At 63.0% G+C, this 13250-nt stretch carries 13 protein-coding genes; 9 read left to right on the forward strand and 4 right to left on the reverse strand.

Features of this window, described 5'->3' with window-relative positions:
* Nucleotides 1-85: 85 nt before the first annotated feature.
* A complete protein-coding gene (locus NLM15_RS06745; protein WP_254116243.1) occupies nt 86-1291 on the forward strand; it encodes an LLM class flavin-dependent oxidoreductase in 1206 nt (401 codons plus the stop codon).
* A 542-nt stretch (nt 1292-1833) separates the two neighbouring features.
* Nucleotides 1834-2616 carry a helix-turn-helix transcriptional regulator gene (locus NLM15_RS06750; RefSeq protein WP_254116244.1) on the forward strand — a complete coding sequence of 261 codons (783 nt, stop codon included), beginning with the start codon at nt 1834-1836 and terminating at the stop codon, nt 2614-2616.
* A gap of 100 nt (nt 2617-2716) precedes the next feature.
* On the opposite strand, the gene NLM15_RS06755 is transcribed toward NLM15_RS06750, so the two are convergent.
* Nucleotides 2717-3094, reverse strand: coding sequence for a hypothetical protein (locus NLM15_RS06755; protein WP_254116245.1), 378 nt, complete (start codon nt 3092-3094; stop codon nt 2717-2719).
* A 115-nt stretch (nt 3095-3209) separates the two neighbouring features.
* Entirely contained in the window at nt 3210-3419 is a 210-nt protein-coding gene (locus NLM15_RS06760) for a hypothetical protein (protein WP_254116246.1), read from the reverse strand.
* Nucleotides 3420-3602: 183 nt separating this feature from the next.
* Here NLM15_RS06760 and NLM15_RS06765 point away from each other — a divergent pair, with 183 nt between their 5' ends.
* Nucleotides 3603-4025, forward strand: a complete 423-nt coding sequence (locus NLM15_RS06765; protein ID WP_254116247.1) for a hypothetical protein — start codon at nt 3603-3605, stop codon at nt 4023-4025.
* A 411-nt stretch (nt 4026-4436) separates the two neighbouring features.
* On the opposite strand, the gene NLM15_RS06770 is transcribed toward NLM15_RS06765, so the two are convergent.
* Both NLM15_RS06770 and NLM15_RS06775 read right to left on the reverse strand, forming a co-directional pair.
* Entirely contained in the window at nt 4437-4646 is a 210-nt protein-coding gene (locus NLM15_RS06770) for a PRC-barrel domain-containing protein (protein WP_135217292.1), read from the reverse strand.
* A 1175-nt stretch (nt 4647-5821) separates the two neighbouring features.
* The gene (locus NLM15_RS06775; protein ID WP_254116248.1) at nt 5822-6565 is read right to left on the reverse strand and encodes an NAD-dependent dehydratase; all 744 of its coding nucleotides are present in this window, start codon (nt 6563-6565) and stop codon (nt 5822-5824) included.
* A 206-nt stretch (nt 6566-6771) separates the two neighbouring features.
* On the opposite strand from NLM15_RS06775, the gene NLM15_RS06780 reads away from it, so the two are divergent.
* The 6 genes from NLM15_RS06780 to NLM15_RS06805 all read left to right on the forward strand — a co-directional run bounded on the left by NLM15_RS06780 (nt 6772) and on the right by NLM15_RS06805 (nt 13242).
* Nucleotides 6772-7935, forward strand: coding sequence for a cytochrome P450 (locus NLM15_RS06780; protein ID WP_254116249.1), 1164 nt, complete (start codon nt 6772-6774; stop codon nt 7933-7935).
* Nucleotides 7936-8476: 541 nt separating this feature from the next.
* Nucleotides 8477-9427 carry a sulfonate ABC transporter substrate-binding protein gene (locus NLM15_RS06785; protein WP_254116250.1) on the forward strand — a complete coding sequence of 317 codons (951 nt, stop codon included), beginning with the start codon at nt 8477-8479 and terminating at the stop codon, nt 9425-9427.
* A gap of 38 nt (nt 9428-9465) precedes the next feature.
* Complete coding sequence (locus NLM15_RS06790; RefSeq protein WP_254116251.1) at nt 9466-10419, forward strand: sulfonate ABC transporter substrate-binding protein; 954 nt, start codon at nt 9466-9468, stop codon at nt 10417-10419.
* Nucleotides 10416-11582 (forward strand): FMNH2-dependent alkanesulfonate monooxygenase, encoded by a 1167-nt coding sequence (ssuD, locus tag NLM15_RS06795; protein WP_254116252.1) that lies wholly within the window; start codon nt 10416-10418, stop codon nt 11580-11582. The genes NLM15_RS06790 and ssuD overlap by 4 nt, the downstream gene beginning before the upstream one ends.
* On the forward strand, nt 11579-12385 hold the full coding sequence (gene ssuC / locus NLM15_RS06800) for an aliphatic sulfonate ABC transporter permease SsuC (RefSeq protein ID WP_254116253.1): 807 nt from the start codon (nt 11579-11581) through the stop codon (nt 12383-12385). Before ssuD ends, ssuC begins: the two co-directional genes overlap by 4 nt.
* A 20-nt stretch (nt 12386-12405) precedes the next feature.
* Nucleotides 12406-13242 (forward strand): ATP-binding cassette domain-containing protein, encoded by an 837-nt coding sequence (locus NLM15_RS06805; protein WP_254116254.1) that lies wholly within the window; start codon nt 12406-12408, stop codon nt 13240-13242.
* The last annotated feature ends 8 nt before the right edge of the window (nt 13243-13250 follow it).

Genomic DNA, 13250 nt, shown 5'->3' on the forward strand with positions numbered 1-13250 from the left:
CCCGCGCGGCGGAATTGCGATTCCGTAGACAGCCGCCCCTCACGCATTAAGATGACGTTAACAACAATAATGCGGGAGAGGCGTCATGAAGTTCGGCATCTTCTACGAGCTGCAACTGCCAAGGCCCTGGGTGGCGGGCGACGAGCTCGCCCTCTACCAGAACGCGCTCTCGCAGATGGAACTCGCCGACAAGCTCAATTACGACCACGCCTGGGTCGTCGAGCATCACTTCCTCGAAGAGTACTCGCACTCACCCTCGCCTGAATCCTTCCTCGCCGCCGCGAGCCAGCGCACCAAAAACATCCGGCTCGGGCACGGCATCCTCCAGCTCACCACCAACCATCCGGCCCGCGTTGCCGAGCGCGTCGCGGTGCTCGATCTGCTCTCCAACGGCCGCTGCGAATTCGGCATGGGCGAGAGCGCATCCATCACCGAGCTGACGCCGTTCGGCCGCGACATGGAGACGAAGAAGGAAGTCTTCGAGGAAGCCGTCCAGGCGATCTTCCCGATGTTCAAGGACGCAGGGTCCGAGCACCACGGCAAGTATTTCGACATCCCCCTGCGCAACGTCGTGCCCAAGCCCGTGCAGAAGCCGCATCCGCCGCTGTGGATGGCCTGCTCGCAGCTGCCGACCATCGAGCGCGCCGGCCGCCACGGCTTTGGCGCGCTCGGTTTCCAGTTCGTCAGCGCGGACGCCGCGCATGCCTGGGTGCATGCCTATTACAATGCCATGACCAAGCGGCTGCACAAATTGGCCGATTACGAGATCAACCCGAACATGGCGTTGGTCTCCTTCTTCATGTGCGCCAAGACCGATGAAGAGGCGCGGGCGCGCGCCGACGGCGCCACCTTCTTCCAGTTCGCGCTGCGCTTCTACGGCGCCTCGCAGAACCGCCAGCGTCCCGCGCCCTACACCGTCAACATGTGGGACGAGTACAACAAGTGGAAGCGCGACAATCCGGAAGCGCAGGAGGCGGCATTGCGCGGCGGCCTGATCGGCTCGCCCGAGACCATCCGCAAGAAGCTGAAGCGCTTCCAGAGCTCGCATATCGACCAGGTCATCCTGCTCAACCAGGCCGGCAAGAATAGCCACGAGCACATCTGCGAGTCGCTGGAGCTGTTCGGCCGCGAGGTGATGCCGGAATTCCAGAACGACCCGGCCCAGGCCGCCTGGAAGCGGGGCGTGATGAGCGGCGAGATCAAGCTCGAGGAGATCGACACCGAGGCCTTCACCGACCGCTACGGCAAGCTCGCGATCAACGTGCCGCCGGCCAGGGCGGCGGCGGAGTAGGGCGCCGTTGCGGACGATGTGGCGGCTGGCATTTCGAAAAGATGCAGTTGAACTGTCCGTTTGAACCGCCAGATTCGTGGTGATAGGCTTGTCACTCGCATCCGTCCGGGAGGACACCATGACCATGGGATGGTTTGACCGACTGTTAGGAAGGACGTCGGCGCCTGCTACCCGACTTTTTGCGAAATTTAGCCGGAAATCACGGGCACCGACCGATCCTGATCTTCTGAGGATCGCCAAAGACCGAAGAGGGCATGTCTCGCGGAGAGCCGTGAGGGATGAATATAATCGGCTGCTGTTGGAGAAGTACGCGCACGATAAGTCGTGATGGCTGATCCGATCCAGTCGTGCCGCGACGTGCCAATCCTGGCGCTCGTTTCTGGCGCCGGATGCGCCACCAGCATTGAGTGTGCCGAGCCGATCCCAGCCGGACGACGGATGGCGAGGCCGAGCGGTAGGCCAGGTGATATCCCGGCAGCCCCCCGTCTTTCGGCATATCGCCGTTGCTGGTAAAACCGGCGCAAAGCGATAGGGAGAGAACGATGCGGCCCCACGGGATGGCCCTCAATCGGGCGGCTGGCGATGTCACGCCCGCGGTGCTGGCCATTGGCCGGCCGGATTTCCCAAAAGTCCTGATCGACACGTTGCGCCGGCAGGCCGATGTCGGCCATTGCATGGTGTTCGCGCTGAGCCGTGCCGGCGCCGCACACTGCCTGCTCGATGCCGGCAACATCCCGATCGGCGGCGATCTCGGCGCCGCCTATGCCGGGCAATTCCACGAATCCGATCCCAATCGCGATGCGCTGTTAGAAGGCGAGGGCGGCGCGCCGATCATGCTGCCGGCGTTCGCACCGCGCATGTACGGCGCGCGCTATCGGAAAATCTTCTTCCACGATTCCGGCATCGTCGACAAATGCGCGACCGCGATCTGGACTGGCGACACCTGCTTCTACGTCAATTTCTACCGCATTACGGCCCAGGGCCGCTTCAGCGCCGCGCAGCGCGAGCGGCTCCGGGCGATCGCGCCGGCCATCGGCGCCAGCGTCGCACGCCACTTTCAGGAGGGCGCAACGCCCGATCAGACGCTCGCCGCGTTGTTCGCGACCCGCGCGCCACTCGCCGCTCTCACCCGGCGCGAGCAGGAGGTGTGTCGGCGCATCCTAGAAGGCTTCAGCTCCGAGGCGATCTCGCAAGCGCTCGGCATCAGCCTGCATTCGACCCTGACCTACCGCAAGCGCGCCTATGAACGGCTCGGCATCTCCTCGCAGAGCGAATTGTTCGCGATCGTGCTGCGGATGCTCGCGGGGCCGCGCGGCCTGAACTAAGGTATTCCGAGTCCGCGATGTCTGCTTCCGAGAGCAACGCGGACACGCAGTCCGCCTTCCTGGATAGTCGACTTTTGACCCATCTGCGACATGGGCAGGTTCAGCCGACCAGCTGGCAGTGCCCGCTGATGACAGTACCGTCGCGTTTATGCGCCTTAAGCGTGCCGTCGACGCGGTTGATGAAACCTTGCCAGACAGCGGTCGGGTCGAACAGATGTTGCCAAATGTTGCCGAGCGTAAGCGCCGTCTCAAAGAACAAGTGCGTATCCGTGGCGTGGACGGCCAAATTGCTTCCGAATGTCCGAGAGTGCATCGTCCCCTCGTCCAGATTAACGGTGACCTGTTCCCCGTTTAAGTAGACCGAGTTGCGCTCGCCGCCGGTAAGGCCCCGCGCCCAGCATTTCAGATCGATCGTCTCGGCATGTGCAGCCGTTGCAGCTAGCAGCGCTACGACGATGATTGTTGCTTTCAGCTTCACACTTATCTCGTCGCTTTGTGACGGCCCCGCCGGGGGGTCGGACACGGCAGGACATTCGATGACTTTGCCGAAATTTCGGTGTCGCCTTCGAAGGATGTGCAGAGGACTCAGTCGTTCAGAGATGAGCACGCGGCAATAGCCATCCCATGATCTTCTGATACGGATCGCGACGACTGCGGACGAATGCGTTCTCGTTCTGCTGAGCGGCGGTCCTGGCGAATTCAGAAATCCCCTCCATAGACTGCCGTTTATCCCTCGGAAGCTTCGCCCATTGGCGAATGATCTTCCGGCGGGCTTCGCGTTGCTTCTCCCTTACGTCAGGCATCGGGACGCTCCTTGAAGAGGATTATTCCGGTCGACCTGGTATTGTTTGGGCTCACTAAAACTTCAACGTCCAATCAAATACTCTTAGCCCCTCTGATCGTGCAGCGCTATACACGGGAGCTAGTCTCATATTGGCTTTGCAGGCCCACCGCCCTAGAATTGCGGCGATCGCAGGACGGGCGAAATGCAGTATGTTTGCGACGCGCCGAAGGGCAAGACCTGGTTCCGTATCGAGACGGAAGGTGAAGCGATGTATGAGTCGCGCCTGATGGGCCACACAGTTGAGAAATATTTCCGCCGCGAGCGGGAGAAGGCAGTCCAGTCCTGGCGTCCCGAGCGGCCCAACGCGATCGAGCGCGACATCGGCCTCGAGGCCCATGTACAGCGAGAGATGCCGCTTTTCCTCACGCTGCGCGACATGGAGGGCAATGCACTAACTACAGCGATGCTGCCACCGGGTGGCAAAGATCGCGACGGGTTCCGGATCATCATCGTTGCCGCATCCAATGCTGATCCTTATCCTCAGCAGGACGCGGCCATCGCTGCACTGGGAGCGCATTTCGGTCTTACACTCGATCGCAACCGCTGCTTCCCCTACGGCCGCTAAGGAGCCTGACAAGTATCGCCGCTTGATTGGAGCGATGTCGGCTCATGGCCCAAAGCCGAACAACGAGGCGCCCATCGTCACGTCGGCTGTCGGTGGTAAGCCGGACGCGGGGCTGCCTTCGCCTCGACTACCGCTTGTGACCCGAAGCGGGCCTTGCCTTAGGCCGCCTCGGATGTCCACCCCGCTCGCATCTCGCGCCGTCTGCGTTTGGAACTGAAACATTTTCTAGCCTGAATGATTTACTCCCGGGGCTTCGCAAGATGCGAGGCATTCATGAACCCTCTTTCGGCGAGCGACGTGTTCCTTACGGTCGCGGTTATGAGCACCACGTTCCTGATTGAGATTGGGTTTTTCATCCTGATCGGAATGTTCTGAACGCGCTATTGGGATGATGCGCAGCGGGTGCGAGGTCTAGTTCTCCTCGAACTTGATGGTTGAGACCGGCCATCTTCCGTCATGACCCTTGATTGAAATCCGAAGCCCGTGCAATTCATCCAGCCAAACGTTCTCGACCGTGCCTGCCTTTCCGTCGGTAAGGACGACGGTTTTGCCGATCAATTCGGATTGCGCCTTACCGTACTCGTTCAAGATCGTCGATGCGCGAAGCTTCACCGGCGGCATCGTTCATCCATGTTCGGCCGAGCCGACTGCGGCTCAACCGCGCGGCTTGTTCCAGTGCTCGGGCGCTTCGAATTCGCGGAGCCGATCGATTTGCGCTCTCAGACTCGCCGGTAGTTTCGGCTCTGGTTTCAGCGACGCACGTAAATCTCTCGCCGATCTCTCGAATGATGGCCCGACAGTGTATATGGTCAATGTCAATTCGGTTGCGCATGACGGAGCCTTCGATTCCGCCAGCACCCCCGTGCACTCCCCCGCAACCGATCGGGGCACTGCTGGCGATTTTAATTGAAACCGGAGACCGTCGCTTTTTGCTATCTGCGCGAGCGCTTGTATTAAGAACAGCGGGTCGTTCGCCACGACCTTTGGCTATCCGCGACATGCGCCGTGTTACTACCGGCGAGCGACGGCCTCACTTTTTCTAAAGCCTAGCGGACGCTTGCGTTCCTCAATTTCTGATCGCGACCGATATGTTCCATTTCGAAAGAGGAACCTGCCCAGCGGCTAGTCGCTGGCGCCATGGAAGCAGCTTCCGATGCGGCCGAAAACATTGGGGTGCAGCGTTCGGGAACCATTTCTGAGAGTGCCCGGTTAGTTCATGGCGCGATAAAGGGGACCATCGTCATGAGGACCAAATATCTCGCTGCGATTGCGATAGCTGTTCTTGCTTGTAGTGGGCTGGTCGTGAATTCCGTCGGCTCGCTTCATCGCGAAAAGCAGTCCACGCCGAGCGCCATACAGGTGGCGGACCGATTAGCTGGGTCCTTGGATCCGTATTTGATACGGTCTGGTAGCTAAAACGGTCGGTGTAACTCAGAAATGCATTGGCGGCGCTGCTTAAGTCATTGGGCAACGCGCCCGATCGGCAAGCAAGGCTGTAACGCCTTTGCCTCACATCCTATCGCGCTCGCCTCCATACGTCGCGTTCCTCGTCTGTCGGATTCAACGCTGCCTCTGCCTACGCTGCAACTTCGTGTCCGTTACTTCCGATATTGGTTCTTTGGCGACTACCGATGATGCGGCGCTGTCGTGAATAACCAGTCGCCAACCAATTAACGAACTCATCGTCTTTGGTCATGGCCTGCTCAACTTCCAGTCCAGTCGGCTTAGGGCGTGCGGCCAACAGATTAAATGCTGCCTCAGCAGATGACAATCTGCCGAACGTCGGCTTGCGGCTCTTAGCCCACGTGCTCACCGATAGGCCTAGCTTCGGCCAGCTGCGCAGCTCCAATGATTTGTGTTCCCGGCTTGCCGGCAACAGCCGCGTCGATGAGCTGGCGGGCCACGTTGGTCACCGAGCTGATACGCGCAACGCGCGGCAACAGGGGGGACGCGAAGCTCAAGACGTTCCGCACCGCGCGCTGGACCGGCCTGCTTTCGGCACGCTCGCCATCCAGGAAGCCTGGCCGCAGGATCGTCAGGGACGGGAAAGCGAGCGCCCTGATCGCCTCCTCCACCTCGCCCTTCGTCCGTGTGTAGAGAAACGGGGATTGTGGGTCGGCGCCCAGGGACGACACCAGCGCGAACCGGCCGACTCCAGCGTCGCGCAGCCGCCGCGCGATCAGCAGCACCAGTTCGTAGTCGACCGCTCGAAATGCTGCTGCCGACCCTGCCGCCGCCCGCGTCGTGCCGAGCGCGCAGATTGCACCGTCGGCTCGCCATTCCTCACCGCCGGCATCAGCAATCAGATCATCGAGCCGAGGATTGGCTACCCGCTCCTCGGGCGGCATCGCACGCCGCGTCGGCGCGATGATGCGCGTGATGCGAGGGTCCGTAAGAGCGAGCGTCATCGCGCGGCCGCCAACCAGCCCCGTCGCGCCTACGATGAGCAATGTGGTCATGATCATCCCGTCTTGAATTTGCAGATCTTGGATTTGCAGATCTTGGATTTGCAGGCCGAGTGTACAGGAACCGGTTGCCACGGCAACTTCGACGCCTGCGTCGCGACGATCTCCAAGCCTGGCATGTATCGAGGTTGTGCCGCGGGGAATTCCTTGCCGCTTTGTCCCGTCAACCTGACTTGCAAGTAAATGCTCTTCTCCCGTCTGTCCCCATCGCTTGGGACAGACGCCCGCACCGTAGTGCGCTAGTCTGGTCCCAAGGACACAACAATCCAGAGGAAACGGCCTTGAGCACCGCGCCGCGCATCGACATCGACCCTGCTTCGTTCTGGGCCGATCCCTATCCGATGCTTGCAAGAATGCGCAAGGAGGCGCCGATCGCCTTCGTGCCGCAGCTCGGCTCGACGCTGCTGACCAGCCGCGACGACATCTCGATCTCCGAGAAGCAGATCGACGTGTTCTCCTCGCACCAGCCCGCCGGCCTGATGAACCGGCTGATGGGCCACAACATGATGCGCAAGGACGGCGAGGCGCATCAGGTCGAGCGCCGCGCGATGTTTCCGACGGTGTCGCCGAAGACCGTGAAGGCGCACTGGACCGCGCTGTTCCAGGCCCATGCCGACCGCATTCTCGATTGCGTAGAGCCCGGGCGGATCGACTTCATGCGCGACTTCGCGCTGCCGTTCTCGGGCGAATGCCTGAAGTCGATCACCGGCCTCACCAATATCGGCTTTGGCGATATGGACGCGTGGTCGCAAGGCATGATCGAGGGCATCGCCAACTATTCCGGCGATCCCGCGGTCGAGGCGCGCTGCCATGCGGCCACATCAGGCATCGATGCCGCCATCGATGACATCCTGCCGGTGATGCGCAAGAACCCCGACCAGAGCATTCTCGGCGTGCTTCTCGCCGCCGGCATGCCGATGGAGAGCGTGCGCGCCAACGTCAAGCTTGCGATCTCGGGCGGCCAGAACGAGCCGCGCAAGGCGATCGCCGGCACGGTGTGGGCGCTGCTCTCCCATCCCGATCAGCTCGATCTGGTGCGCAAGGGCGAGGTGTCCTGGCTCGAGGCGTTCGAGGAATATGCCCGCTGGATCTCGCCGATCGGCATGTCGCCGCGGCGCATCGCAAAGCCGTGGTCGATCCGCGACGTGTCGTTCGAAACCGACGAGCGCGTGTTCCTGATGTTCGGCTCCGCCAATCGCGACGAAAAGCATTTTGAGCGGGCCGATCAGTTCGACGTGCGGCGCGATACCTCCAAGAGCGTCGCCTTCGGCGCCGGCCCGCATTTCTGCGCCGGCGCCTGGGCCTCGCGCGCCATGATCGCCGACGTCGCGCTGCCGACCGTGTTCGCGCGTGCCAAACAGCTCGAGATCGCCGGTGACGAGCCGGTGCGGATCGGCGGCTGGGCGTTCAGGGGCTTGCAGAATTTGCCGATGAAGTGGCATTAGCTTGCGAGGCATCTGTGCTTCGCGCCAGTGAGCACGCGCTTACCACACTAGCGGTGTCATCGCCCGCGAAGGCGGGCGATCCAGTACGCCGCGGCAGCCGTGTGAAGCATCGGCGTCTCTCGAATACTGGATTCCCAGCCTTCGCGGGGAATGACAGTGAGGTCGCGGAACGAGCTTTTCGCCTCAGCAGCCCCGGTCCGCCATGATGTCATCATGCCCCTGTTTTGCCCGACGAGTCAAACCGACTTCGGATAATACGCAAGTCGTTGATTTTCCATGCTCCGGCTACTGTGCATGGGGTTGTTTTCGCGGTTTTGGTTCCGGTCGCGTGTCCCAAGGCGCGAACGCGCGCGGCCTTCACATCCGCGTGCAGAAAAATTCCATCTTCATTCCCACGGCCGCTTGAAAGATTAATCATGCGCGCCGCCACGCGCGCAGTGCTCGCATCGCTATTTTTCCGCGTGTCTCGACACCTTCGCCGCTCCGCACCATCATTCTCGAAACGTGAATGATGACGGCCGCACGCGGCCCGGAGTGTTGAATGCAGCGTCGTGACTTCCTGAAATTGTCCGTTGGAACAGCGGCCGCCGCTGCATTCGCTTCGCGAGCGAGCGCGCAAGGCGTTGTGAAGGAAATTCGTATCGGCTACCAGAAGAGCGGCGTTCTGGTCATCGCGCGCCAGCAGGCGTCCCTGGAAAAACATTTCACGCCGCAGGGCATCGAGGTGAAATGGGTCGAGTTCTCGTCGGGCCCGCCGATGATGGAGGCGATGAATGTCGGCAGCGTCGATTTCGGCGCGGTCGGCGATTCACCGCCGGTGTTCGCGCAGGCCGCTGGCGCTGCGATCGTCTATGCCGCGGGCCAACCCATCACCAACGGCCAGGGCATCCTGGTGCCGAAGGATTCGCCGATCCGCAACATCGCCGACCTGAAGGGCAAGCGTATCGGCTTCACCAAGGGCTCCAGCGCGCACAACATCGTGGTGCAGACGCTGGAGAAGGCCGGTCTCACCTATGCCGACATCACGCCGGTCTATCTGACGCCGCCGGATGCAGGTCCGGCGTTTGCCAATGGCAGCATCGAGGCCTGGGCGATCTGGGATCCGTATTTTGCGATCGGCGAAACCAAACAGAGCGGCCGCATCCTGATCAATGCGCGCGAGGTCACCAAGACCAATTCCTTCTACATCGCCAACCGCGAGTTTGCGAAGAACCACGGCGCCATCCTGCAACAGATCGTCGACGTGACCACCGCGGCCGGCAAATGGGCCGAGCAGCATCGTGACGAGGTCGCCAAATCGCTTGCCGCGATCACCGGCGTCCCGCTGGACATCCAGACCGTCGCGGCCAATCGCGCGAACTTCGTGGTCGGCCCCGTCACCGACGACATCGTCGTGACCCAGCAGGGCGTCGCCGACCGCTTCCACAAGCTCGGCCTGATCCCGAAGCCGATCGTCATCCGCGACATCGTCTGGCGCAACCCGGCAGCCTGATCGTGCCGACCACTCTCCCCACGCACAAGGGTTTGAACATGAGGCGTATCATTCAGCGTCTGATCGCGGCCATCGTGCTGTCGATCGGCATCGTCGCCGCCGCGGTCGGCACCTCCTACGGGCAGGACAAGGTGGTCCGTATCGGCTACCAGAAATACGGCAAGCTGGTGCTGCTCAAGAGCAAGGGCACGCTGGAGCCGAAGCTCGCCGCCGACGGCTACAAGGTGGTGTGGACCGAATTCCCGTCCGGACCGCCGCTGCTCGAGGCACTCAATGTCGGCGCGATCGATTTCGGCAACACCGGCGAAGCCCCGCCGATCTTCGCGCAGGCCGCCGGCGCGCCCATCCAGTATGTCGCCTACGAGCCGCCGGCGCCGAAGGGCGAGGCGATCCTGGTGCCGAAGGACAGCCCGCTGAAATCGGTCACCGACCTCAAGGGCAAGAAGGTCGCGCTCAACAAGGGCTCCAACGTTCATTATCTCCTGGTCAAGGCGCTGGAGAAGGCGGGCGTCAAATATTCCGAGATCGAGCCGGTGTTCCTTGCGCCTGCCGATGCGCGTGCCGCCTTCGAGCGTGGTGCGGTCGATGCCTGGGTGATCTGGGATCCGTTCCAGGCCGCCGCCGAAGCTGCCACCGGTGCGCGCACGCTCGCCGACGGCACCGGCATCGTTGCGAACTACCAGTTCTACTTCTCCTCGAAGAAGTTTCTCGACGCCAATCCGAAGATCGTCGACGTCGTGCTCGCCGAGCTCAGCGCGATCGACGACTGGGCCAAGGGCGACATCCATGCGGTCGCCGAGCAACTGGCGCCAGCGATCGGCCTGTCCGTGCCGGTGGTCGAGGTGGCGCTGAAGCGGCAGGCCTACGGCATCAAGCCGATCACGGATGCCGTCATCGCCGATCAGCAGCAGGTTGCGGACGCGTTCTTCGCGCTCAACCTGATCCCGAAAGCAATCAAGATTTCCGACGTGGCGCGGAGGCCAGGTTCATGAGTAAGCAGTCTAACGCCAACATCCTCTGGTTCCTGCCGACCCACGGTGACGGTCGTTATCTCGGCACGGGCATCGGCGGCCGCGAGGTCAACTTCAACTATCTGCGCCAGATCGCGCAGGCCGCCGACCAGCTCGGCTATTTCGGCGTGCTGTTGCCGACGGGGCGATCCTGCGAGGATTCCTGGATCGTCGCCTCGAGCGTCGCGCCCTTCACCGAGCGGCTGCGTTATCTCGTGGCCGTCCGCCCCGGCCTGCAATCGCCGAGCGTCGCCGCGCGCATGACCGCGACGCTGGACCGCATCAGTAACGGCCGGCTGCTCGTCAACGTCGTCACCGGCGGTGACCCCGTCGAGAACAAGGGCGACGGTATCTTCCTCGGCCATGACGAGCGCTACGAGGTCACCCGCGAGTTCCTCAGTGTCTACAGCGACCTGCTCGCCGGCAAGACCGTCGATGTCGAGGGCAAGCACATCCATGTCGAGGGCGGCAAGCTGCTGTTTCCCCCGGTGCAGTCGCCGCGCCCGCCGCTGTATTTCGGCGGCTCCTCGGATGCCGGCATCGACGTCGCCGTCGACGCCGTCGACAAGTACCTCACCTGGGGCGAGCCGCCGGCTCTGGTTGCCGAGAAGGTCGCGAAGGTGAGGGAAGTCGCCGCCGCGCGCGGACGAAAGCTCTCCTTCGGCATCCGCCTTCACGTGATTGTTCGCGAGACCAACGAAGAAGCCTGGCGCGCAGCCAACGAGCTGATCAAGCATGTCAGCGACGACACCATCGCGACCGCGCAGAAGAACTTTGCCCGCATGGACTCCGTCGGCCAGCAGCGCATGGCACAGCTCCACGGCGGCAAGCGCGACAAGCTCGAGATCGCCCCGAACCTGTGGGCCGGCGTCGGCCTCGTGCGCGGCGGCGCCGGCACGGCGCTGGTCGGCGACGCCAAGACCGTCGCGGCCCGCATCAAGGAGTATCAGGACATCGGCATCGATACCTTCATCATGTCGGGCTACCCGCATCTGGAGGAAGCCTATCGCTTCGCCGAGCTGGTGTTCCCGCTGCTCTCGCTGGAGCAACCCTCTAACGTGACCAGGCTGCATTTCAATGGCGGTCCCTTCGGCGAAACGGTCGGCAGCGACTACCGTCCGCAGCATAAGGTGTCGCAGTCATGAGCCTGATCGACAGCGTTTCGCTTCCGCGCGGCTTGCGTCTGCCGCGCGTCGACGGCCTGATCCAGTGGATCGTGCCGCTTGCCATCATCGCGGTCTGGCAGGTCGCCAGCGTCACCGGCTTCGTGCCGACGCGCGTGCTGCCGGCGCCGAGCGACGTTCTGCTCGCGGGCTGGAAGCTGCTGCTGTCCGGCGAGCTCGGCCGCAACATCTGGGTCTCGTTCTGGCGTGCCTCGATCGGCTTCCTGATCGGCGGCGGCATCGGCTTCGCCTTCGGTCTTGCCAACGGCCTGTCGCAGCTCTCGGCCAAGCTCACCGACACCACGCTGCAGATGGTGCGCAACGTGCCGCATCTGGCGCTGATCCCGCTGGTCATCCTGTGGTTCGGCATCGACGAGAGCGCAAAGCTGTTCCTGGTGGCGCTGGGCGTGTTCTTCCCGATCTACCTCAACACGCTGCACGGCATCCGCACCGTCGATCCGCAGCTGATCGAGATGGGTCGCATCTACGGCATGACCGACAGCGAGCTGTTCCGCCGCGTGATCTTCCCGGGCGCGTTGCCCTCGATCTTCGTCGGCATCCGCTTCGCGCTCGGCATCATGTGGCTCACCCTGATCGTCGCCGAGACCATCGCGGCGTCCTCGGGCCTCGGCTACATGGCGATGCAGGCGCGCGAGTTCATGCTGATCGACGTCGTCGTGCTCTCGATCCTGATCTACGCCCTGCTCGGCAAGCTCGCCGACAGCGCCTCCCGCGTGCTGGAGCGCCTGACGCTCTCCTGGCACCCCGCCTTCCAGAAACGTTGAGCAGAAATACTGGGAATCACATGCAGACAGCGCTTCGTACGTCCCTTCCCGAAACCGAACTCGCCAGCCGCGCCAATTTCGCGCCTCACGCCCGCGTCGTGCGCGAGGAGCGCCCGGCACAGGTCAGCGGCCTGCCGCTCAGCATCCGCGGCTTGCGCAAATCCTTTGGCGACAACGAGGTGCTGCGCGGCATCGATCTGCACATCCCCGCCGGCCAGTTCGTCGCCATCGTCGGCAAGAGCGGTTGCGGCAAGAGCACGCTGCTGCGGCTCATCGCCGGCCTCGAGAAGTTCGACGCCGGCAGCATCGGTTTTGGCGACGAAGTCCAGGCGGAGGACATCCGCGTGATGTTCCAGGAGCCCCGCCTGCTGCCCTGGGCGCGCGTGCTCGCCAATGTCGAGGTCGGCCTCGGTCGCGACCGCTCATCCAGCGATGCGCATGCCCGCGCGGAGCAGGCCCTGACCGAGGTCGGGCTCGCCGACAAGCGCGACCAGTGGCCTTCGGTGCTGTCGGGCGGCCAGAGGCAGCGCGTCGCGCTCGGCCGCGCGCTGGTCTCTCGTCCCCGCGTGCTCGCCTTCGACGAGCCGCTCGGCGCGCTGGACGCGCTGACCCGCATCTCGATGCAGCGGCTGCTGGAGCGTGTCTGGCGCGATCAGGGCTTTACCGCGATCCTGGTCACCCACGACGTCGCCGAGGCGGTGGCCCTGGCGGACCGGGTGCTGGTGATCGAGGAGGGCCGTATTGCCCATGACGTCACGGTTAACGCGGCCCGGCCGCGCCAGCGCGGCTCCGCCGAGCTGGCGAGCCTCGAAGGCTCGATCCTCAGCCACCTTTTGTCGGCGGACGATCGTACCTAAATAGAAGG

Origin of the sequence: Bradyrhizobium sp. CCGB20 (assembly GCF_024199855.1) — a bacterium.
In the GTDB taxonomy this organism is placed as follows: domain Bacteria; phylum Pseudomonadota; class Alphaproteobacteria; order Rhizobiales; family Xanthobacteraceae; genus Bradyrhizobium.

What these genes read in the sequence shown, in the direction of transcription:
- NLM15_RS06770 (WP_135217292.1), bottom strand. Translation starts at nt 4,646, where the DNA reads ATGCCGCCGGTGAAGCTTCGCGCATCGACGATCTTGAACGAGTACGGT.
- ssuC (WP_254116253.1), top strand. Translation starts at nt 11,579, where the DNA reads ATGAGCCTGATCGACAGCGTTTCGCTTCCGCGCGGCTTGCGTCTGCCG.
- NLM15_RS06765 (WP_254116247.1), top strand. Translation starts at nt 3,603, where the DNA reads ATGCAGTATGTTTGCGACGCGCCGAAGGGCAAGACCTGGTTCCGTATC.
- NLM15_RS06805 (WP_254116254.1), top strand. Translation starts at nt 12,406, where the DNA reads ATGCAGACAGCGCTTCGTACGTCCCTTCCCGAAACCGAACTCGCCAGC.
- NLM15_RS06790 (WP_254116251.1), top strand. Translation starts at nt 9,466, where the DNA reads ATGAGGCGTATCATTCAGCGTCTGATCGCGGCCATCGTGCTGTCGATC.
- NLM15_RS06745 (WP_254116243.1), top strand. Translation starts at nt 86, where the DNA reads ATGAAGTTCGGCATCTTCTACGAGCTGCAACTGCCAAGGCCCTGGGTG.
- ssuD (WP_254116252.1), top strand. Translation starts at nt 10,416, where the DNA reads ATGAGTAAGCAGTCTAACGCCAACATCCTCTGGTTCCTGCCGACCCAC.
- NLM15_RS06760 (WP_254116246.1), bottom strand. Translation starts at nt 3,419, where the DNA reads ATGCCTGACGTAAGGGAGAAGCAACGCGAAGCCCGCCGGAAGATCATT.
- NLM15_RS06750 (WP_254116244.1), top strand. Translation starts at nt 1,834, where the DNA reads ATGCGGCCCCACGGGATGGCCCTCAATCGGGCGGCTGGCGATGTCACG.
- NLM15_RS06785 (WP_254116250.1), top strand. Translation starts at nt 8,477, where the DNA reads ATGCAGCGTCGTGACTTCCTGAAATTGTCCGTTGGAACAGCGGCCGCC.